The following is a 21687-nucleotide window of genomic DNA, read 5'->3' as shown; positions in this document are numbered from 1 at the left end:
TTGACGCCCGCGCTCTGTCCCACACCACGCAGCGACATGCAATAAAATAACACGGCGAATACGGATCGCGCAAGGGCTTGCCAACCAATTTTTTCGACCATGCCAGCGGGGCGAACTTGGTTCGCCCCTGTCAGGTAACTTATTGAAATTGCACATCGATCCGCTTACCATCGATATCGTCCGCTTTCGGCAATCGGATCTTCAGGATGCCGTTTTGATAGGTAGCCTCGGCGGCGGTCTCACGAACCGGAACGGGCAGTGGAATCACACGTGTGAAGCGGCCGTAGTAACGCTCCGTCCGGTGAGCGTGATGGTCCCGGTGCTCAGCCTCCTCTTGAAAATGGCCTTCCAAGTACAGCCGCTGGTCGCGCACCGTGATGCGCACGTCTTCAGGACTTTTGAGCCCCGGCAATTCTGCACTGACAAGAACATTCTGCTCATCTTCATGAACGTCCACCCGCGGCTGTCCGCTCAACCACCCTGGGTTCCAGACGCGATCCGACCATGACGGCAGCCATGATCCCCACCGTTGAAACAACTCAAAAGGGTCTTGTGGCACGAGCGCCATGTTTTCCACCTCCACAGCATAGTGTGCCTTGATCTTGACTTTTGTATCAGCCTCTGCCACAGGCCAAACGACTGCTTGTACGTAGACGTCAGCGGCGTTGGACTTTAGCTTGCGCTTGGAGTGGGGATATGATATATTCTTTTACGCGTCGGCGAGGTACTGAGGTCGGACGCGAGCCATTAGCTCAGTTGGTAGAGCACCTGACTTTTAATCAGGGTGTCGCTGGTTCGAGTCCAGCATGGCTCACCATGCGGAAGTGGCTCAGGGGTAGAGCATCGCCTTGCCAAGGCGAGGGTCGCGGGTTCGAATCCCGTCTTCCGCTCCAGGTCATGTCGGGGAGGCCGTCGTGAATAGGCCTCTCTTTTTCTACTCGGAGAGGTGGTCGAGTGGTTTAAGGCAGCGGTCTTGAAAACCGCCGTGTCCGCAAGGGCACCGTGGGTTCGAATCCCACCCTCTCCGCCAAGAATTCTAGTCGTGGCGCGGCTTCCCGGCTTCTCCCGGGGAGCCGCTTTTTCGTGCCTGCTGCGATTTGCAAACGAATTGCTAACCTTCGTTTCTCGAAATATTTTATTGCCTCCCACCCCTAATCACCGTCAGCACCTGCCTTGCCTCTGCCAACGCCTGCTCTTCCTCCGGCTCCAACGTCACCATTGTCTCCGGCAGGTACACCCCTATACCTATGCGCTCCAAATCCCTCCGCGCCTCCCATATTGGGCAGGTGTTACACGCCCATGGATCGACGCAGTCTGTGGCGCAGAAGTCCAACAACCTGCCCGCCACCTCGCCTAGCCTGCGGTGCAGTTCTGCCATACCCACTCTGATCACCGCCTTCCGGGAACGGAATCACTTCGAGTGGCGGCAGATAGACGGTGTACGTGTCACACTTGTAGCCCTCACATTGTGCCTTGCGCCATGTTCGGCGCGTAATCGGACGTTCGGTTGACCAGTATAGGCTGTCCAGATTCCTATACGAGTCCGAGGTCAGAAGTTCCCGCTTGTAATAGCGCTCCGTTGCCTTGTCGCCACGCATGTACCGCCGGCAGATGTACCAGACCGTTTCCCTGCTATGCATGACAACCGCCATCCAATCCGCACTGTTCGACCACTTTCGACCACCCCTGTGTGTTAGGATGGTACAGTATATGCAAACGCTCACTAGATGTTTCGCGATTGCGGTATAATTTTTTTTGGAGATGAGAATGTGCATCGGACGCGACTCAAACAGCGAATAATGGAGAGCGGCTTAAAACAGGCCCATATATCAAAAATCGTCGGGGTTACATCGAGTACATTTAGTCTATATGTAAATGGGAAACGGCTTCCCGATGTCATTATTGGTCAGAAGATCGCGCGGGCTTTAGGTGCGACTGTGGAAGAACTGTGGCCGCTGGATGAAGCGGAAAACGGCCGGGCATGATGCCCGACCGCATCCGATTTAGGCCGACTGCTGGGATTGCTGTTGAGGCTGCGCCGGCGCCTGTTGCGCCTGCGTGAAGGCATTGGCCGCCGTATAGAGTGGCGTACTCGCCGCCGCAGTCGCCTCACGCTGCACAAAGTCCAGCGCGGCCGCAATCTCCTGCGGCGTGGCGCCAGGGACCTTGGATGCGATGTCGAATTCCAGTGCTTTCTTCTGGTCTTCACTCAGCGCATCCAGTGTCGTGCCAAACGCATGCAACCCCACGGCGGCGACATGGTACAGCTCCGTCTGCCGGGCCTTGGCCGTCAGTTCCTCAACCTCTTGCTTCAACTTTTCTTCCACGGTCTGGGCGCCGGGAACAAACTCAGCAAGCCCCTCTGCTATCTTCTCGGCATCCGTGACGATACGCTTACCTTCGACCGCCACAGCCTGGATCGATGCGGAGATCCAACCACGCTTGTGAGCCGCAATGTAACCGCCGACCGAACCTGCCACAGTCACGATAGCTGTTACCAGATCATTGGCCGCGGAAATCCAACTGAAATCCATATTTCAACACTCTCCTCTTTGATTTGTGATTAGGCCAACATCTTGCCCCACGTCTGCGGACCCACGATTCCGTCCGCCGTCAGCCCATGCGCAGATTGCCACTTTTGCACGGCCGTCTTGGTCACTGGGCCAAATACGCCGTCAGTCTTCACACCCACGATGGCCTGTACGGCCTTCACAGCGTTGGTGTGACCAGTTACGCCCTGTTGCAGAGTCGGTACCTGCACGTCTTCCTCACCTCCTTTTGCGGCCTGCGCGGCCTGTGAATCATATTGGTAGAGCTTGTACTGCTCAATGACAGCGATGAGCTTCTGAGCGTACTGAGGGTCTGTGGCATACCCATCTTTCTGGATGAGCTCGCACGCAGTCCGCCACTCCGCACCTATCAGGTTGTGATAACGAGAGTTGGCGAGCAGGAACTGTCCGTGGTCCTGGATGCTGTCACCCAGAGAGGGATACGCGCGAAACTTGGCCTGTGTGTTTTCGGAGCGGCCGCCAATGTACTCCGTAGTGGTTTCTGTTACCACGGGTCCATGCCACGACGAATCCGCTTTGATCCCGAAAAGGTTGTTTCCAGGTGCATACTTCCCCCAGCCACTCTCCAGAGCGGCCTGGGCTATGATGAGCGCCGCGCTGATTTTGTGCGCACGAAAAAAGGCCACAGCCGATGGTGCAACCAGAGCGATAAAATCTTTGGGCTGCATGTCACACGCCTCCTCTGGCCAAAATAAAAAGCGCCCCAACACCGCCGGTGATGAGCGCCCCTATGACTGTCCGCCAGAGCCATGTCTGATTGGCTTCCAGTCGCTCGATGCGTTTTTCGTTCGCCTCTACCTTGGCATGTGTGGTTTCGACTTTCGCCATGTCGTACTGCGTCAATATCGTCTCAATGCGCACAACGCGCTCCCGGATGTCTTGCGCCCACCCCGGTATCTGTTCCACCCTCTCACCACCTACTCAAACGATGCTTCCCAAGATCACAAACTTGCCGGCCACTCCCACCCGGGCCATCAGCACCCGGTCATTGGCGGCGGGCGTATACGACGATAGGTACGGATATGGGCCCGCTGGCACGGTGTCACCATCCACCACCACCTTTGGCCGGCCGGCATCGGCGGTATAAGCCGGGTCGATAGTACCCAGCGCGAAGGCCGCGGGGGGAGGTTTTCGGTCACTGCCGCCCTGGGCGCGCTTCACCTCATTGCGGATGATCTGTAGCAGGGTATCCGGGTTCATACGGAGATCACCTCCTGCACCGTATGGCTCATCTCAGCCCCGCCTTTCAGCGGCATCTCCCAGGAAAGCTCCTGATACTTCCCGTCGATCCCGAGCTTGGCGTGCGTCAGGTGATAGACATCGTTGTAGGAGTGGATCGGCATGGCGAGCGTTGAGAACGTTACCTGCCGAGCCACCTGGCTATCCGTATACGCCTGCTGTTCGACGATGCCCTGGAGGCTGTCGAGGTCGGCCGCGTCCACGTTGATTGTCTTGCGGATGATGAGACCGCCACGGCTGACGGTACTCGTCGGGCTGGACGGGTTGTCGTTCGTATAGGTGTAGGTCAACACTACCTTGTCCGGCTCACTGACGATGCCAACCCACTGGTTCGGCACGCTGAAGTAGTCCAGCGTGTCTGTGGCGCCGGTGGCAATTACGCTCCATTCATCGGTCGCGTAGACATACTCCTCAGCCCGCTGTTGCGGCGTGGTGGCAGGGCGCGATGTGAAATACCCCTGCTCATCGACGAACAGGGGCTCGTAGTTGATGATTTTGAGCAGGGTATTGCACACGTCGAGCCAGGCTACATCCGGCGTCCAGTCATACCAGGTGGGCATCGTCTTTTCGCACGGAGCGATGTTGATTTTGTCGATGCCGAGGTTCTGCAGGACTGTGACGACGGCGCCGGCGATGTTGGTTCCTTCATCGACCACATATCGCGCGTTAGGGCCAGACTGCTTGAGAATGTACATCTTGTCGTAGGCCGTGACTTCTCGGTATCTCGAAGGCCCTTGGTAGCTCCGCCCTGGCGCCACCGGAAGGAAGATGCCGAGTGGCCACTTCACAAATCCGCCGTCAGGCATCTGGAGCCGCGCCCATGGGCGGATACGATCCCGTAACCAGTCGATGGTGCCGTCGTCCTTGATGTTGAACGTGGCACTCCGCTTAATGTCGTCGGCTTGGTTGTCCATCTTGATGCTGCTTTGCTCCGCCACCACTAGGTTCGTGATGTCGCGGATGATGTTGTCGTTGCTGTCCAGTAGGTCGAACGTATACGAAAGCCGCCTGCTGCCATGGACGGCGTGCAAGGCGGCTCGCACTTGGTCTGCTGTGTACGGACTCCCCTGCGGTACCAGAGGCTGCATTCACACCGCCTCCCTAGGAGACGTGCGTCCAAGCTACTCGGCGCACAATCTTTGAGATGGAATGCTGCGCTGCATTGGCACGTCCGCAGCAGGATCCCCGTGTCTTTTCCACCGCGTATAATGACCAGAGCAATAACCTCTGGCTTGATGAGGTTTGTTGCATCCTGGGACCGAGCATAAGCGCATCGACATGGCCTTCCTTTCACACGGACTCATCAAACGACACCGCCTGCACCGTCAGCTGCACCGAACTGCCCCACCAGTCCTCCGTCTCCGGGATAGCCGACACTACACCGTACACCTTGCGCCCGCGGCTGTCGCGATAGAGCAGCGTGGTCTGGCGGTCGATGAGCGCGTAGAGTGCGGCCAGGTCATCGGTATCTGTTCTGCAGTTGACCGTCACCTGCACCTGCTGCGTCTTCTGGTCGGAGATATCCGCGACAGGCAAGCTCCGACCCTCGAACGCCACCATCGTCTGGGTGTACTGCGTCTGGAGCGTCCGCTGCTGATCGCGCAGTCGGAAGCGTCGGATGGTTCCTGGAGCGTCCAGCGGGTCGTGCAGCCAGACACCGGACAGCGTGATGGATACGCTGGCCGGAGCACTATCCGCCGTTGTGCCATTGGCGCCGATGGCGGTGACCTTGTAGTCGTACTGCTTCCCGCTCGCCACGGCGTAGTCGTCATAGGCACCGCTGCTTGGGATGTTGGTCGCGATGCGCACCCAGTTCGTCGTCCCTGCCTCGCGCCGATAGATGTCGTTGTACGTCACGTCCGGCTGAGAACCTTGTGGTGCAGGGTTCGTGATGGTCAGACGAAGGAAACCGTCCTGCGGAGTCACCGTGAGTTCCGGCGCGGCAGGCGGTGTGTAGCTCACCGAGAACGCCACCACAGCCGATGCAGCCGAAACGCCTTTGCTGTTGGTGACGGTTACTTGGATCTGATAGTTGGTATCGTTGGCCAGCGTGTAGCCGATGGTCAACGCCCTCGCCATGCCCTGCGGGTCGGGCTGTTGGCCGCTGTCCCACAGCGTGGTGCCGTTGGCATCCTGGAGCGTCACCTGATACGTAGACTGCGGGTTGTTGGCCGGGTCAGAGTAGGACCACTGCGCTGTGAGGCTCGACGTTCCGACCGTTCCCCCAGCTGTAGGCGCTGTAACCTCGACAGACGGCGCCGGCGCCGTCTCGAACGTACCGTAGCTGCTCCACGGTCCTTGCATCCCAGCTTGGTCCCAGGTCGTGACGCGCCATTGGTACTGCTTGCCGTTGGTGAGCGTGTTGGCGGGCAGTGTGTAGGACTGAGCCGTGCTCGCCACCTTCCCGGTGTCCAGGATCGTCTGCCCGGTCGCCACGTCCATGATCTGGAGTTCGTAGGCGGACTGACTGTCGCTGGGGTCGGGATCGCTGAAAGTCCATCCGAAGGTGTTTGCCAGCGTCGCGTCGAAGTTGGCATGCGGCGTCAGGATTGGTGCGTTGGGTGGCGAGTTGAGCTGGATGTAATCATAGGCGATAGCTTGCGCGCCTGTATCCTTCCACATGTACCGGATAGCATCTGTACTGCGCATCACGGTCTGCGGAGACCCCGTGTTTGTCGACTGACTGTTCGTCACCGTGGGATTACTCCAAGACGTTGAACCTGCGGGTAGATAGGCATGAATGATCCGCCGATATATTATTGAATCGCCGACGAGTGTTCCTTCCCAAAACGCGTCCACAGTATCGTCCGCTCGGACAGCCACAGAGATGTTTTGGGATAGCTGCTCCTTAGAACTGATCTGCGCTACCGTTGACCATGTTTTTCCTCTATCTGACGATTTTGTCCATCTCGTTGTCTGGCTTGAGTATATCCACATCAAGTAGATGTCTCCGTGGCTATCCACGACAGCACAGGGATTGGACTGAGCGAAGGAATTAACAAAGATACTAGTTCTAGTCCATGATTGCCCATCATAGACCGCGCATTGGATGCTGTAGTATGTCGTTGCTTGAGAGTGTAGCCAAACAATCACAGGTTTATCTTCATCGATGATGTTCACGCATGGATTTTGATTCGCCATGCCGGAAGAATTGTCCGACGATATAGCTGTGATGGCCTGCCATGTGTGACCTCCATCTGTAGACTTTGTATAGCCTATATTGCTTACATTTAGACTCACGGTTGATAAACGCGATGCAAAAGCTAGGTGGATATCACCTGCGTCATCCACGATGAGCGATATCCCTTGATCAGCATTACCTGGATCGATGTGCGATAGATAGGAGATCGCTTGATTGGATACGGAACTCGCATTCAGCGCATAAAAGTATATACTTTGGCTTCCTACTATCCATACGACTGCATAAACTTGAGTTCCAAAAGCATCTATCGCATAGCTGACTACACTTGTACTCCCCTGATCCAACCAACATAACTGACTCCATGTCTGCCCGTTGTCTCGACTTGCAAATAGATAAACATATCCGGAAGAAGTATTCCGAGCTGCCGCCACAATCCACCCATTGCTCAACCTTACAATCTTCCTGCCGCCGTTGCCGCTTATGTCGTACGTACTCGACACAATCACCGTCGGGTCCACGATGACAGGGTAACTCACGGTGTCCGATGAAAGCCAAGAGTAAGGAACGCCAATCGAAAACTCCAGCCGCCCCTGCCCGACTTCCTCCACAAAGAACGTCCCACGCTGCGTCTGCGCCGGACTGCTCTGGTCCCAGGCTACGATGGCGGGCAGGCTGAACACCTCACGCCCCGTCTCATCCACCAGGGAAATGGAGTCGCTCGACGTGAACGCCCCGGACATGATCATTCCAAGAGGGCCGCGCACGGATAGAGAGGGATCGTACTCCAGCACGCCACCGACAGCGAGATAGGGCTGGTCCAAGATGGGCAGCGGCGGCCGCTGGTCGCCTCGCAGCGAGAAGTAGTGCTTGAGCTGCCCCGCCTCTACCCGGAACCACTCTTCCACGTCAGGGAAGTGGCGGTCGTAGCGCGCGTGGTAGTCGCGGAGCACGAACAGGTCGCTCGTCTGGTCGGCGGAGACGATGATGTCTTCGATGCCAGTGTTCGGGTCGATGTACTTCACCTCGCGCGGAATCCAGCGGACCGTATAGCCCTGCGCCTCGAACTCCACCACGTTCTGGCCAGTCGTGTCCTTCGTGAAGGTCGCCCGGATCTCTCCGTTGTCGCTGACGAAAGAACCGTCATCCTGCTGGCTGAGAGCCGCTGGGTCCTTCGGCACGAATTGCGCGATGACTGCCATATGCTGCCCTCCTCCTCACTGCTGCTCCTGCTGCGCTTCCTGCGTGATCGTCAGGTCTCCGGACGTGTCACTGTTACGCGTGATGGTGAGCGTACTACCATCTGCCAGGGTGTACACCAGTGGGAAAGTCGGCGTGAACGGCTTTCCGTCCCGATACCACTGTTCCTGGCTGTTCGTCAGATACAGCGTGTCCGACGATTGGGTGCCCGACACGGTGAACAGCAGGATCAGCGGCACAGGCACCGCCGAGACGTTAACATCGCTGGGATCGCCCTGGCCGCCGGACAACTTTCCTCCGCCTTGGAGTTGGGCGAGCCACTTCACGGCTTGGATGGGTGTTGAGTCTGCCACACTTCATCACCTCCGAAATGAGAAAGGGCGTCCAATGCATGGACACCCTCATCCCTTGCGCTGCCGCTCTACCGTTTGCTGCAAGCCATAGTCCCATACATACGAAGCAACCACATCATTTCCAATATGGACGTCGATGTTGATCGGCTGCTGCTGGCCGCCGCGCGCGCCGCCCATCTGCGCCACAATGGCCGCGGCCAGTCGGCCCAGCGTAGAGTCGTTGAGCGGCAGCACAGCCTCCGGACCCGCTTCACCAGCGAGCGCCAGCGTCGGCCCGGTCAGAATGCCACCACTAGCCATGGCAGGCACTTTGAGGCTCGCGGTCGCCGTGGCAACGGCAGCCTTCCCAGCGCCAATCGCCGCCGACGCCGCGCTGGCCAACTTCGCCGCCGCAGCCTGCACCGCCCCGAGCATGGAGTTCAGCCCGGCCACCAGCCCCTGCGCCAGTCCCTGACCGTATTTCTCCCCCACGTCCACGTAGCTCTGTACCCAGCTATTGAGTTCATCCTGGCTCTCCGCCTGGGCTTGGATCTGCAGCTGGATGGCCTGATCTCCGGTGTCCTTGATCGCCTGGAGCCACGCCGCGTTGGCCTGGGCCAACGTCAGTTGCCCGGTCTGGATGGCCTGTACCAACTGCGTTTGCAGGGCCTGGAATTTCTGCTGCTCCAGTTGGATCTCCTGTTCCATCTCGTCGCGCATAAGCGCGCGCTGCTGGTCATACTGCTGCTGTTGCAGCTGAATGGCTTGCTCCTGGTCCTGGATGGCCCATTGTTTTTGTTGGTCCGCGATCTGCTGGTTCAGATCATCGATTTGAGCTTGGACCTGTTTCACGGTCTCTGGATCGTTCATCATCTGCGCCACGGCCAGCTGATGCTGCAGGTCGGCCATCTGCTCGTCCCACTGCTTCTGCTGGTTGGCCCGGTCGTCCTGCGTCTGCTCCTGCTGCAGCGCCGCCAGCTGCGCTTGGAACTGCGCGTCCATAGCTTGGGTGGCCTGGTCAAAGGCGTCCAGCTTGCTTTGTAGAGCCGTGCTGATGGCCTGCAGATCAAGGTCTGTCGCCGTCTTGAATGCGTTGGCCGCTTGCGCGTTAATCTGCACAAGCGCGTCCTTAGTCTGCCAAAGCTCCGAGTTCAAGTCGGCGATTTTCTGTTTGACCTGCTGCACCAAATCCGCCTGCGTTTTCGGATTGAGTTTCTTTAGCTCGGCCTGCAGTGACTGAATGGACGACTGGATAGACTTGATCTCCTGGTTGTACACGTTCCCAATCTGCTTGGCTATGGAAGAAGTGTCTTTTCCAGCATCCGACAGATACTGCTGCTCGGCTTGCAGCACGTTCAGCTGCTGCTGCAGGGGAGCCAGATTCGTGTCAGCTTTGTTGAGCAGGTTCGTTACCGTGTTTTGGATGGACTGTTGCTGCAGCTGGGCCAGAGCGTCCTTGGTCTGCCAGAGTTGGGCATTGAGATCCGCAATCTTGTCTTTGACCTGTTTGACGAGGTCTCCCTGCGTTTTCGGATCGAGTTTCTTCAACTCAGATTGGAGCGATTTAATGGACGACTGGATGGTTTTGATCTCTTTCTGATACTCACCGGCGATTGACTTATCTACGCCAGAAATGCTCTTGCCAGAATCAGAAAGATACTGTTTCTCCGCCTGCAGGATGTCGATTTGCTTCTGTACGGAGTCCATATTGGACTCTACTTTGTTGAGCAGATTCTGAGCGACATCAGTTTGCGCTTCTGCCTTCAACGCATGCAGCGCGTCTTTGTCCTTATAGACTTCTGCTCCCCATGCGGCATACTGCTTCTTTAGCTTCTCAATATCGCTGGCATGCGTCTTGGGGTTCAACTTCTTGATCTCCGCGTTCACGGACTTCATGGCGGACTGAATCTTGCTGATCGCCTGCTGATAGGCGCTGGCCAGCTGCGAGGCGTCCTTTGTCGCGGCAGCCGTGTTGCCTTGGTTCTGATCGAATTTCAGCTTGGCCTTGAGCTGGTTAATGGTCTGCTCATATGGCGCCACCTTGCTTTTTAGACCGTCAATCAAGGCCTGCGCGACATCTTTAGCCGCCTTCGATGCCGAAGACTTGCTCTTCGATATCCCGCTGGCTATCGTCTTGGTGAGATTCGAGCCCCACTGGTCTGATGTCTTACCGGGGCCTTTCCGCGTCGGTGAGTGCCAACCCAGGTAGTCCTCGATGGCCGTGGCCGCCGCGTTTGCCGCGTTAGCCAGCACCCCGGTCTGCGACTGCAGCCCTTGGGCCAGCATAGAAGCTAAGTTGCGCCCCCACTGCCCGGCGCCGGTCTCACCGCCGGAAAACAGCATGCTGAGAACATCGACGCCGGTCTTTCCGCCTTGAAACGCTTTTTGCATCGCCTGAGCGAGGAGATCCGGAAGCTTCGACAGTGGCACCACAGCCTCTGGTCCCGCTTCGCCTACGCCGATGACAGACGGCTGGTTGAAGATGCCACCTGTCGCATACCAGTTGACGCTCACCGTTGGGTATGGAACGTTGATGCCGGCGATTTTCCGGTGGCCTTCACCAAAGCTGAAATGCGGCAGCGGGATATGGATACTCTTGAACCCGCTGACCAGCGAGCTGATCATCTTGCTCCCGTAACTCGCCATTTTCCCCGGCAGACCCGCGATATATGAGAGCAAGCTGTTTATACGGCTCTGCACGGTAGAACGCAGCGAGCTTATGCGCGAGCTTGCTGAGCTGACAAGCTTTTCAAACGCGCTCACTCCAGCATCTCGTATCTTTCCGAACAGGCTGGATACCACGCTCGGTAAGCTTCCCAGTCGACTCTGGATGGAACTTACAAGGGTCTTTACACGGCCTATGGTGTTGTTATAAACAGCTGACCACGCGCTGCTAAATGCACTTTTGACATGGTCGAGCGCACTGCTCACTGTATCGCGCATTCCGCTCAGACGGTCGCTGATACCAGATACTAAAGACTTTACGCGGCCGACTGTGTTGTTCACTACCCAATCAAAAGCTTTGCCAAATAGATTGCGTATACCGGAAAGCGCGGAACTCGCGACATCAGAGAGGCCGTCCATCGCCGCCTTGAATGGCGCCTTCAGAGCTGGTGCGAATGCTTTTAATAGGCCCAGTATCTTGCCGCCAATCCAGAACGAGAAGAGATTCCAGGCCAGCCCCAAAGCATTTTTCAGGAGGTCGGTGATATCGTGCCAGAGACCAGACCAGTTGCCTGTGAATAGGTCGGCGAAGATTTTGATGGTGTCCATCCACATATTTGTGGCTTCTTTGATCATGTCCATGATCGTCTTCAATGTACCGATTACCACTACTTTGATAACCGGCCACAACAAGTTCATGACCGAGTCGATGACCTGCATGGCGTTTTTCACAGCAGCCGCTATCTCTGGCCAGTTGTTTTTGAAGAATGTCACAATCTGTTGAGCAATCTGTTTGAACGCAGGCATCACAACTTGATAAGCCTGTTTAAGAAGGCTCATCTCGTTCTCCATGCTTTGTTGCACTGCAGGAGGTACGCCCAGTGCGTCCATGATGTGTTCAAACCCAGCCTTGTCACCGGTCAAAAGACTGGTCATTGCATAGATGCCTGAACCTATGTCCTCGATAACCTTAGCCGCCACTGACCCAAGCGACTGGAATGGGGCAAAAAAGTCATACACCTGTTTGCCTAGCTTGCCGTCGCCCAGGGCGTTCTTGAGCAAGCCAAAGGACTCCTTAATTTCCTTTCCGAAGTACTGAACAGATGTTATAAGTTCCGGTGGAAAGAGTCCCTTGAGCGCACTACCATTGGTCAGTGACTGCACCACACGAGTGATGCCATCAATCACCGTGCGCAGTGCCGGCGTCACAGCTTGGCCAATCTTGATAGACAGCGACTCAAAGGCGCCCTCCATCTGCTGAATGGAGCCTTTGAGATTGTCGTTCATGGTATCGGCCATTTGCTTCGCAGCGCCATTGCTATGCACAAATGAATTGGTCAGCTTGTCCAGCTGGCCGGAGCCCTTATCAATCAGCGTCAACCAAGCAGACATAGATTCCGCGCCGAAAATGGCCGACGCCGCGGCAAGCCTCTGACTCTGGCTCATTCCCTGGAACTTGTCATGCAACTGGCCGATGATCGTAGACAACGGCAACATCTTGCCAGACGTATCCGTCACCTTGACTCCCAGGTTGTCCAATTCTTCTGCTGCCGCCTTCGGAGGGCTGACCAAGCGCTGCAAACCCATGCGCAGAGAGGTACCGGCCGTATCGGCCTTAATGCCGTTATTTCCGAGAATGGCGAGGGCTGCCGATATTTCTTCAAGGCTCAATCCAGCCGAATGCGCTACAGGGCCGACATACTTGAGCGAGACTCCAATGTCGCTAATAGAGATTGAGGATGCATTTGCTGCGGCTGCAAGGTCATCCGCAATATGGCTCATGTCATTGGCTTTCAAACCGAAGTCGTTCATGGCGCTGATCATGATGTCGCTGACCGATGCAAAATCCTCGCCAGCCGCCGCTGCAGCATTCAAGATGCCCGGCATGGCATCAATGATTTGCTGCGCATTGAATCCAGCTGCAGCCAGGTTCGTCATGCCCTGCGCAGCCTGGCTCGCGCTGAACACCGAATCGGCGCCCAGCTTGATCGCTGTCTGTCGAAGCTGCTCAAATTGATCACCCGTTGCGCCGGATAGAGCCTTGACCTTACTCATCTCCGACTCGAAGTCCATCGAAGTCGTGATGATTCCCTTTAGACCGCCCGTGACAGCATTGATGCCTTCATAAACAGCGCCCCAGACTAGGCTTGTCTTGACGATAGCGCCCAACGAGGCCAGCCTTGAGCGGGTCTGCTCCATGGCAGTGCCCAGCTTTCCCATGCCCGACGCCTGCTGCTCGATCTGTGAATTTGCCTGCCGCAGTTCGGACTCCATTTCTCCCAGCGCAGCGCGCGCATTATTCAACTTGATGGCCAACTGCTGGGTCTGCTTGGCATCTTCACCCTTCTCGGCTGCAGATTTTGCATAGGCTTGTTCCAGGGTTTGTACGATCCCGCGCTGAATCTCGATCTGCTTGGTCAGAGATTCGGTCTGCAACCGGAGCTTATCTGTCTCCGTCCCAAACTCTCCCAAGTTGGCGGCCGCAGCCTTAAACTCACTCTTTACGACGCTTAGTTGGCGCCGAAGCTGGGCCACGCCTTCTTGGAAGCCCATAGAGTCCATGGACACTTTGGCAACCAGATTACCGATCTCTTCGTTTGGCACGTTCTCACCTCCCTCTACAATCCGGGTATCTGGTCTATATAGCCCATAGGCTCAGGTTTATGGGTCCGAAATTCCATGAGCTCAAAAAACCAATGGATGTCCATGTCATCGATCTCAGGTAGCGTCCATCCTTGCTTGAGCAGGTCGATATATAGACGTTTAATGGTATCCAAGGGGCGCTCTAACTGCGCCCCTTCACTCCGTTTGGGTCTTTACCTCCGACAGCAAGTTGCATGTACTTGGCTACTGTCGGCACCAACTCATTTGCCGGCAACCCTTCATACAGGTCGTCCCGCGTGAACTGCCCATTAAACAGCTCCACTACAAAATCGGCCATCATATCGAGTTCATCCAATGTGATGCTGTTGTCATCACGCCCTTGTAACCGTTCAGCCAGTTCCAGAGCCCGGCGCAACATACGAGCCTTCACGAAAGGAACGGTATATGTCTTGCGCTCGCCGTTTACCAGCAATTTAATGTCCATATCGAACCTCCCAAACTAAAAGGGGACGGGCATATCCCGTCCCCCGAATTACACTGTTAAACCTCATGAACCCGATCCAGTTGGCGGCTGGTAGACCGCATTGAACCAGGTCGGGCCACCAGTGAACGTCGGATCGTCCTCGTCACCTCTGACCTGCCAGGCGTTATCGTAATCCCTACGGATAAAGGTCCCAGAAATCTTCTCTGTCTGGAAAGACGGTGAGTCCTCTTGCGTCTTATAGTCCTCCTGGAGCGGTGCAAACTTCCCTTTGAGTAACCAGACATAACGGTACTTTCCATTGCTCTTCTTCGAGCGAAACCCAATGGCGACATACGGCGCATTATCCGTGCTCTTCTGAATCAACACACCATCAGAGCCAACCGTTGCGCCGAGCAAGTCCGCAACCACGCTGGTCGGTAGGGACGCGACCTCCAAATCAACCTGGATCTCGCCAAGTGACGTAGCCGTCTCCGCCGGCCCGTCATCCGCGTACAGCGTAGCGCTGTTCGACTTCGGTTGGATTGATGCGCTCACGGATTTTCCTACAGACTTTACCTCGCCATACTCGACGCCCGTTTCGTCATCCTTGGAGATAATCGCATAATGCAGATTGTCCAGGCCAACTAAAACTCCCATCTTCAAACCTCCTTAGAAATCTGGTATCGCAACGCCTTGTGATAGACAGATGTGTCCGGCTCGTATAAGTCAGTGGAGTAGTACCGGATGAACCCCAGCGACTCCATGACCTCGTTCACTCGCTGGACAATGGCTGAATAGTTGGTCTTGCTCCAGACATCTACTTGCAGGCTCACACGCGCCGAGGTGGGCCCATCATTGGCGTAGTTAGCATCGAGATTGTTCACCTCAAAAAAAGTGATACGCGGAAACACCGTAGCGTCAGGAGCAGTGATCTGATAGACATGCTTGCCTCCGAGAAGCGATGTCAACTGATCGTCGCTAACCAATGTCTGGTAGACCTCAGGCTTCACGTCGATCACAACCCGAGCCCCCTTCTCAGCGACTCTGCCAACCGCTCGAACACTTCGTCTCGGGCCTCGCGGATGGCCGGCTCCACGAAGGGATATGCTGGCACCTGACCGCCGTCTACTGTGGCATGACCAAACTCCAGAAACTTTGCGCGCCAGGCTGTTTCTTTTCCGGGACCGACCTCCACGTACCGCATGGTGCCGGACGTCTTCACGCGGCTGGTCTGGATATCATCGCGGATATGCTGGTGCTCCACGGTAGAGACATGGACGTTGTTCCGCATGGCCTCGGCAAGCGGCTCCGCGGCCTCATTGAGTGCCTGATTCGCCACTTTATTGGCCGCTTGCCCCAGCGCGTTCAGACGCGCCATTAGGCTGTCCATACCGTCAAGACGCAGGTCAGTTCCCACCGTCCACCACCTCCCGACACATGAGTTGGATCTCTCGGTGCCGCTCCTCCGGGTCGACCACAAGTCGGATCGAAAACACGCGCTGTCCGTAGACGACGCGCATATCTTGTGTGACACCCGGGCGGTAGCGGATGCGGATAAGGGTGTCGCGCTCGGCATTGACTGCCGCAGCCTCATAGAAAACCCGCCAGCGGGCGTTCATGGGCTCCACGGCGGCCCAAACAGTCGCCACATCCTGCCATGTGGTCGTCGTGAAGCCCTCGTCGTCGGTCACTGTGACCTGCTGCTGTATCGTGATGCGGTGGCGGTAGTCTGCAACGCCGCTCATGTGCTACCACCGTCCACGGGATCGGGAGCCGTATAGCGGAGCTGCATGATCATGCTCTCCAAGCTATAGGCCAACACGTTCGCTTGCCCTACAGGCTCCCGGTTCTCATACCAGTGGACCACAAGAATCTTCTGCGCGAGGTCGTAGACTTTGGACGACATGTCCACGTTGCTGCCGGTGGCGTTCGCCAGGTATTCCACTGATGCATCAATGAGCGACTGGATCAGCGCATCATCATCGGTTCCATCTACGCGGAGAAAGGTCTTAGCGTCGTCTAGGGTGATCACATCACCTCACCCCCGGATGAAAGAGGCGCGCCGCGATGGACGCGCCAGTCAGTTCAGGAAGCCGCCTGTACGGTCAACGAGCAATAGAACGCAGCGCCGGTGTCGAACGGCTTGATGTCAAACCGCTCGATGGCGCGGACCTTGGTCTGGTTCGTCTCGAACGCGCCGGCGCCAACGTTGGTGGACGCAATAGACAGCTGCTGGCGGTCGAACAGCACGATGGCCTCCTGCAGGTTGCCGATGAAGACCGGCGCGACAACGCCGCTTGTGGTATCCGACGGAAGCAGGCGATTGGCGACCACCGTGATGGGCACACCGAACAGCATCTTGCGGCTCGGCTGCGTCGGATCGGGCTGGATCAGATACCGGCCAGTCGAGTCCTTCTGCTCATCCAGCCAGTTGTAGGCGTCCTGGTTGGTGATGATGACGGCGCCGGCCGCCAGGTCCGGATCCAGATCGACGTTCAGCACTTTCTTGATATCGTCCGCGCTCGCCAGCGTCTTCGCCGTGAACGTCTTGAGCAGATTGATGATCTGCGTGTTCCGCGTGGTCGTGGACTTCTTCGCGATCCAGTTCGCCACATATGCCATTAGGTTCTGGTCGGTATCGGCCAACAGTTGGTTGGTGATTGGCAGGATGCCGCCGTAATCCTTGATCGAATACGTGAGCGTCTGGAACTGCGGATTGCCCATGTCGCCGATGTTTTGAGCCTCCGTCAGCTGGGAGAACGGCGTGATGTCAGCCAGTTTCTCAAGCACCCGGGAGCCACTGTTCGTCGTCACCGTCTCAGTACGGACAAACGTCTCCAGTGATACCAGCTGGCGCTTGAACTGGTTGATCTGGGTCTGGATGTCCTGGGGCACAATGTACCCGCCGTCCTGCTGGCTGCCCTCGCTCATCGCGCGCGACTCAAGCACCGAGCGCTCCTCAGCGCTCATGGGCTTGCCGCGCATCCATTTCAGGTAGGCGTTGCGATACTCCGCCTCGGGATCGTCCTTGCGAGCCTGGGGAGAGATGATAGCAGGCGCTGCCGGCGGCTCAACGCCATGCTTCGCGGCATCTTCCAGACCGCGCAACTCCTCCAACGTGTCAATCTGCTCTTTCAGTGCCGCGGCGGCGTCCTTCGCCGCCCGCGCCTCTTCCAGCTTACCTTCATCCAACAGCGACCTGGCTTCTTCCAACTTCGCGGCGAGTTGCTGCCGCAGTTCGCGTTCTTTGGGATCCATTTGATCAGCTCCTTCAGAGGTTTTGGCGCATGAAAAAAGACCTGTCAGATTTCCAGCAGGTCCAGTTCCAGCCTGAGTTTTTCGCGTTCCTCGTCAACCTTCGGACGGCGCCGAGCAAGTTCCAACTCTTGTAGCTTTTCTCGGCTCCGCTGCCCGACGACGGCTTCGGTGTCCGGGTACGCCGGAGAGGTGACTACAGAGATGTCGTAGATGCGCTCGAAGCGATTGATGCGGCGCTCATAGATGCCCAGGTCCTCGTTGTAACTCACCTCGTCCCCATCATCTGCGATGGAGAAGGCGAAAGAACACTGGTTCACCACTCCGGAACGCACATTGGTCATCAGATCCTTGGCATATGTCGTATCGGTCGGAAGCAGCTTGAATCGCAGGCCAATGTTGTCCACGGATAGCTGCAGCTGACCGGGTCCAGATGATACCGTATTCCGCGCTAGTGGCATGTTCGCATCGTGGTTGAACAGCGCCACGACGTTCGACATATCCGCCTCATCCAGCGCGGTCGGACTGATGATCTCCCGAAACGGAACGAGCCACCCAAACACCTCAGACCAACGCTCAAACTTCAGCGCATATCCCTCGATGAACTCTCCGCCGTCGCCGGCCGCTCGCAACTCCACGGGAGCATGCAGGATGCGCACCTCGCGGTCTGTTTGCAGTTCGGACCGACTTCGAAGTGGGGGCGGCTCCAATCCCGCATCTCGGATATGCGCGGCCAGATGCTCGTAAACGCCATGGCGATCCGCATCCGGGATGTTGGCTCCCCCACGCGCACCGTTGAGCACCGCAATGCAGGACACGCAAGCTCGGTAGTTGGCATCACCCACCTCCCCATCGTCGCTGACGTTATGGTGGATGAACTTGTACGCTGCCTTTGTATCCGGATTGCCCTGCGGATCCACCCAGGCAAACGCTTTGCGCAGCGTAGCCTCGTCGGCGTCATTCGGGATGTTTGCCTTTGCAGCAGGCCCATCAAAGGACGACTCCGTATCCACCGGCGTATGGTGTACCGGGATCGCTGGCATTTCACTCACCTCCTTTCGCGGCCGCAGCCTTTCCGCCGTGTGAGCCCAATACCTCTTCAATCAACCCAACTGGAACGTAGTTGAGCGGAACAAAGTGCTTGTCCCCGTCCGGACCGATGCCGTCCTGCTCCTCAAGGGCGCGGATGTCGTTGATAGAATAGGCGCCTACTTCCCACATGGACTTGTAGTAGGCAGCCCGACTTGCCGCGTCTCCGCGCAGCTCCGATGTGAGATTGAACTTGGCATAGTATCGCTTCTGCTCCGATGGCGAGAATAGCTTGTAGTTAATCTCCTGCTCCCATTGGGTCACGATGGGCTGCAGGGTGTTCTTCACATAGTCCAGGCTCTGCTGTTCGATGTTACTGAACGTCGCACGGTCGAGTTGGTTCAGCTTGTGCGCTGGGATCTTATAGACCTTCGCGACCTCAAGCACCCCGAACTTCTGCTGCTCAATGAATTGGGCATCCTCCAGCGGCATGCTGATGCTCTGGTATTCGATGCCACCGTCAAGGATGGCGATCTTATGAGCGTTTGTCAGACCACTGTTGAGCTTTTGCCATTCCTCACGAGCCTTGTCCTTGGCTTCTTTTTTCAACGCCGCCGGCACCTTCAACACGCCACGGCTCGCCGTTCCGTTTGCCCAGAATGCGCCGGCAAACTTCTTCGCCGCCTGCTGCGCACCCAACTCCTCACGCAGGACCGAGATAGGCGAGATACCTTTCAGGCCACTCTTGCCCGGATACTTGAGGTGAAACACGTCATGCCACGCCAGCTTGCGCATCTCCCCGGTTGGGATGACCGTCGTGTACCAGAGGTCTCCGGTCACTGGATCCAGCACGACATCCGTTGCGGCCGGGTCTAGCGGCCATAATGCCGTCGGCCGGCCGTCAAATCCCCAATCAATCGCCGCATATGCGTTGCCCCAGGCCACTAGGTGCAGCATTATGAGTTCCTTGAATGTGTAGGCCGACATGTACGGGTTCGGCCTTGATCCCAGGAGCTGCGCCACAGGGTGTTCGATATCCTTCGACAGACTTCCACGGCTCTGCTTGAAAATCTGAATGGGCAGCTTTCCGATGTCGCCACCGAGAATGGACGCGCATGCATACACGTTCGAGTTCATCAAGGCCGAGTCTGCTGTGATCCGCTCGCCGCTATACGTTGGCTCGCCGCCAAAGATAGAGATGAGCCAATCCGCTGGATTGGTCAGGTCGGAAACATCCATCAGGCCCCGTTTTTCAAGTGCAGAGCTCAAAAACACTCACTTTTCACCCCCTTTGCGGCGGTTTTGGCACGTTTTTCGACCAAATTACGGCCAAAATGCACAAAATAGCGCCAATCACATACCATCCAGCCACATTACTGAGCATAAATGTGGCCCGGCAGACGATTGCCAGGCCCGCAATGGCGAGTATGTCATCTCCGAAGAGGGTGAAGAACGTCAGTAATGCGCGTAGGACCCGCATGTCTACACCCCCTCAAAAGCTAAAGTCGTCGCTCAGAATGTGCGCGTTCAGGTCGACCTCTTCCACCCGCATGGCCCGTACATGCGCGTTAATGAGCGCGGCCACCGGGTCAATGCGCTCCGTCGAATGCGCCTTGTCCAGCATGATGTTGCCATTGTGGTCCGCACGCTCGACCGCGTTGCTCATCGCCCAGGTCAGTACCGGGTCGTTGTCATGTACAATTCGGCCAGATAGCACTAGCTCGCGCAGGTTCTTTGTCGGTTCGCTAAGCGTCCGGACGCCCTGTCGAATTTCGACCATCACATATCCCTCCGCCTCCATCTCCTGCGCAAACTGCGTGGCGTTGTATGGGTCATAGCAGATCTCTTTGATGACCCAGCCGTGCTTGCGCTCCATCTCCCGGATGTACGCCTGGATGTAGCGGTAGTCGACCACGGCCCCGTCCGTCGCGGTTATCCAGCCCTGTTGCACCCACAGGTCATAGGGCACCTTATCAGTGCGACGCTTCGCCGCCATGGTATCCTCTGGCATGAACGAGTGATGCTTGACCACATATCGGCCATCTCCCAACGGAAACTCGAACGCCACACTGGTAAGGTCGATCTTGGTCGAAAGGTCCACGCCGACATAGCACTCGCGCCCGCCTAGGTCCAGCGTTTCATCCGTCCCGCAGGCGCGCCATTTGTCCAGCGGCATGTAGCCGTTGTCTTTCTGGTCGACCCAGATGTTCATGTTCTTCGTGAGGAAGTTACGCATCTTCTCCGGCACGTCCAGCGCCGCTTTCAGTTCATTGCGCAGGAATGCCCGCCCCTCCTCGTATGAGCATAGGATGGGGTTTGCTTTCTCCCAGACCGTCTCGTCCTTGATGTCATCGTCCTTGTCGAGTTCGTTGACCATCACGAAATACTCGTCGTTCTCGATAGGCGAGTCAGGGTCCAGAATCTGCGAGACATACCGGTACTCGACCGAATAGCATGGGTGGCTCAAGTCAAAACCTGCCGTCGTAATGATGACCATGAGCGGCTGCGATCGAGCCCCGGTGCCAGATACCAGCACGTCATAGATCTCGCTTGTTTCATGAGCATGGTACTCGTCTATGATTCCGCACTGTACGTTCAGACCGTCACCTGTTTTGCCGGCATCTTTCGATAAGGCCGCAATGAATGACCCGCTTTTCGGATGCTCAATCTTTCCATAGGCCACCCGATACTTTCCTTTGAGGTCAGCGCACCCAGCCAATTGAGCTTTGATCTCGTTCCACACGATGCGGCTCTGTTCGGCCTTCGTTGCACCCACGTAGACCTCTGACATGTTCTCTCCCATGGCCATCGCCTCATAGGAGCCGACACAGGCCAGGCTCTGAGACTTCGCGTTCTTCCGTCCCACCTGCCAATAGGCCTTTCGGAATCGGCGCAATCCAGTGTCCCGATGTACCCAACCGTAGATGTTCGCGAATACGAAAACCTGAATTGGATGCGGATCGATGCGCTGGCCCTGGAGCTTGCCCTTGGTATGCCGAAACTGACTCATCCAGAACAGAAAACGAGCCGCTTTTGCGTCGTCAAACACAAACGGAAAGGCGTCTGTGCCTTCCCGTTCGATGTCGCGCAAGAACCGTTGCGCGGCCCATTTGTGCTTTTGGCATGCCACCACCTGCCCGTCCAAGCAGCCCTGTGCGTAGTCAATTATCCATTCCCGCAGAGACATGAGCT

Annotated in this window: 22 protein-coding genes and 3 tRNA genes; 4 read left to right on the top strand and 21 right to left on the bottom strand. The window is 56.8% G+C overall.

The window, feature by feature from the left end; translation table 11 throughout:
- Window positions 1–139: 139 nt before the first annotated feature.
- A complete protein-coding gene (locus ASH01S_RS05670) occupies window positions 140–568 on the bottom strand; it encodes an Hsp20/alpha crystallin family protein (protein WP_083516849.1) in 429 nt (142 codons plus the stop codon).
- 173 nt (window positions 569–741) lie between these two features.
- Between ASH01S_RS05670 and ASH01S_RS05665 the strand changes: the two genes are divergently transcribed.
- The 3 genes from ASH01S_RS05665 to ASH01S_RS05655 all read left to right on the top strand — a co-directional run bounded on the left by ASH01S_RS05665 (window position 742) and on the right by ASH01S_RS05655 (window position 1030).
- Window positions 742–817, top strand: a tRNA-Lys gene (locus tag ASH01S_RS05665).
- Window position 818: 1 nt separating this feature from the next.
- Window positions 819–893, top strand: a tRNA-Gly gene (locus ASH01S_RS05660).
- 47 nt (window positions 894–940) lie between these two features.
- Window positions 941–1030: transfer RNA gene (locus tag ASH01S_RS05655), tRNA-Ser, on the top strand.
- Between the two features lie 105 nt (window positions 1031–1135).
- Here the strand turns inward: ASH01S_RS05655 and ASH01S_RS19480 are convergent.
- Window positions 1136–1258, bottom strand: coding sequence for a hypothetical protein (locus ASH01S_RS19480; protein WP_281178197.1), 123 nt, complete (start codon window positions 1256–1258; stop codon window positions 1136–1138).
- A 31-nt stretch (window positions 1259–1289) separates the two neighbouring features.
- Window positions 1290–1640 (bottom strand): hypothetical protein, encoded by a 351-nt coding sequence (locus ASH01S_RS17855; RefSeq protein WP_174520719.1) that lies wholly within the window; start codon window positions 1638–1640, stop codon window positions 1290–1292.
- An 87-nt stretch (window positions 1641–1727) separates the two neighbouring features.
- Here ASH01S_RS17855 and ASH01S_RS19650 point away from each other — a divergent pair, with 87 nt between their 5' ends.
- A complete protein-coding gene (locus ASH01S_RS19650; protein WP_067924906.1) occupies window positions 1728–1985 on the top strand; it encodes a helix-turn-helix transcriptional regulator in 258 nt (85 codons plus the stop codon).
- An 18-nt stretch (window positions 1986–2003) separates the two neighbouring features.
- Here ASH01S_RS19650 and ASH01S_RS05640 read toward each other — a convergent pair whose 3' ends face one another.
- From ASH01S_RS05640 to ASH01S_RS05550, 18 genes are all read right to left on the bottom strand, one after another.
- The gene (locus ASH01S_RS05640; protein WP_067924903.1) at window positions 2004–2534 is read right to left on the bottom strand and encodes a hypothetical protein; all 531 of its coding nucleotides are present in this window, start codon (window positions 2532–2534) and stop codon (window positions 2004–2006) included.
- Window positions 2535–2563: 29 nt separating this feature from the next.
- A complete protein-coding gene (locus ASH01S_RS05635) occupies window positions 2564–3238 on the bottom strand; it encodes a glucosaminidase domain-containing protein (protein WP_067924900.1) in 675 nt (224 codons plus the stop codon).
- Window position 3239: 1 nt separating this feature from the next.
- The gene (locus ASH01S_RS05630) at window positions 3240–3476 is read right to left on the bottom strand and encodes a hemolysin XhlA family protein (protein ID WP_067924898.1); all 237 of its coding nucleotides are present in this window, start codon (window positions 3474–3476) and stop codon (window positions 3240–3242) included.
- A gap of 15 nt (window positions 3477–3491) precedes the next feature.
- Window positions 3492–3770, bottom strand: coding sequence for a hypothetical protein (locus ASH01S_RS05625; RefSeq protein WP_067924895.1), 279 nt, complete (start codon window positions 3768–3770; stop codon window positions 3492–3494).
- A complete protein-coding gene (locus tag ASH01S_RS05620) occupies window positions 3767–4897 on the bottom strand; it encodes a hypothetical protein (RefSeq protein WP_067924893.1) in 1131 nt (376 codons plus the stop codon). The genes ASH01S_RS05625 and ASH01S_RS05620 overlap by 4 nt, the downstream gene beginning before the upstream one ends.
- 202 nt (window positions 4898–5099) lie before the next feature.
- Window positions 5100–8150, bottom strand: a complete 3051-nt coding sequence (locus ASH01S_RS05615; protein ID WP_067924890.1) for a glycoside hydrolase family 78 protein — start codon at window positions 8148–8150, stop codon at window positions 5100–5102.
- Between the two features lie 15 nt (window positions 8151–8165).
- Window positions 8166–8501, bottom strand: a complete 336-nt coding sequence (locus tag ASH01S_RS05610; RefSeq protein WP_067924887.1) for a hypothetical protein — start codon at window positions 8499–8501, stop codon at window positions 8166–8168.
- 48 nt (window positions 8502–8549) lie between these two features.
- Entirely contained in the window at window positions 8550–13748 is a 5199-nt protein-coding gene (locus ASH01S_RS05605) for a phage tail tape measure protein (protein WP_067924884.1), read from the bottom strand.
- 181 nt (window positions 13749–13929) lie between these two features.
- On the bottom strand, window positions 13930–14232 hold the full coding sequence (gpG, locus tag ASH01S_RS05600) for a phage tail assembly chaperone G (protein ID WP_067924881.1): 303 nt from the start codon (window positions 14230–14232) through the stop codon (window positions 13930–13932).
- A gap of 63 nt (window positions 14233–14295) precedes the next feature.
- Window positions 14296–14868 carry a major tail protein gene (locus ASH01S_RS05595; RefSeq protein ID WP_067924878.1) on the bottom strand — a complete coding sequence of 191 codons (573 nt, stop codon included), beginning with the start codon at window positions 14866–14868 and terminating at the stop codon, window positions 14296–14298.
- Between the two features lie 2 nt (window positions 14869–14870).
- Window positions 14871–15230, bottom strand: coding sequence for a DUF3168 domain-containing protein (locus ASH01S_RS05590; RefSeq protein WP_067924876.1), 360 nt, complete (start codon window positions 15228–15230; stop codon window positions 14871–14873).
- Window positions 15227–15628, bottom strand: a complete 402-nt coding sequence (locus ASH01S_RS05585; protein ID WP_067924873.1) for an HK97-gp10 family putative phage morphogenesis protein — start codon at window positions 15626–15628, stop codon at window positions 15227–15229. Before ASH01S_RS05585 ends, ASH01S_RS05590 begins: the two co-directional genes overlap by 4 nt.
- Window positions 15618–15956: a phage head closure protein gene (locus ASH01S_RS05580; RefSeq protein ID WP_067924869.1), complete on the bottom strand. Its 339-nt coding sequence runs from the start codon at window positions 15954–15956 to the stop codon at window positions 15618–15620. Before ASH01S_RS05580 ends, ASH01S_RS05585 begins: the two co-directional genes overlap by 11 nt.
- Entirely contained in the window at window positions 15953–16243 is a 291-nt protein-coding gene (locus tag ASH01S_RS05575; protein ID WP_067924866.1) for a head-tail connector protein, read from the bottom strand. The genes ASH01S_RS05580 and ASH01S_RS05575 overlap by 4 nt, the downstream gene beginning before the upstream one ends.
- Before the next feature lie 53 nt (window positions 16244–16296).
- Entirely contained in the window at window positions 16297–17469 is a 1173-nt protein-coding gene (locus tag ASH01S_RS05570) for a phage major capsid protein (RefSeq protein WP_067924863.1), read from the bottom strand.
- Between the two features lie 44 nt (window positions 17470–17513).
- Window positions 17514–18143 (bottom strand): HK97 family phage prohead protease, encoded by a 630-nt coding sequence (locus ASH01S_RS19210; protein WP_067924935.1) that lies wholly within the window; start codon window positions 18141–18143, stop codon window positions 17514–17516.
- A 367-nt stretch (window positions 18144–18510) separates the two neighbouring features.
- Window positions 18511–19770, bottom strand: a complete 1260-nt coding sequence (locus tag ASH01S_RS05560; protein ID WP_373278545.1) for a phage portal protein — start codon at window positions 19768–19770, stop codon at window positions 18511–18513.
- Between the two features lie 217 nt (window positions 19771–19987).
- Entirely contained in the window at window positions 19988–21682 is a 1695-nt protein-coding gene (locus tag ASH01S_RS05550) for a terminase large subunit (RefSeq protein WP_067924859.1), read from the bottom strand.
- Window positions 21683–21687 lie beyond the last annotated feature (5 nt).

This window comes from Alicyclobacillus shizuokensis NBRC 103103 (genome assembly GCF_001552255.1).
Taxonomy (GTDB): Bacteria; Bacillota; Bacilli; order Alicyclobacillales; family Alicyclobacillaceae; genus Alicyclobacillus_G; species Alicyclobacillus_G shizuokensis.
Note: the sequence above shows the minus strand (reverse complement) of the source record. Positions and strands in the feature narration are given on the sequence as shown.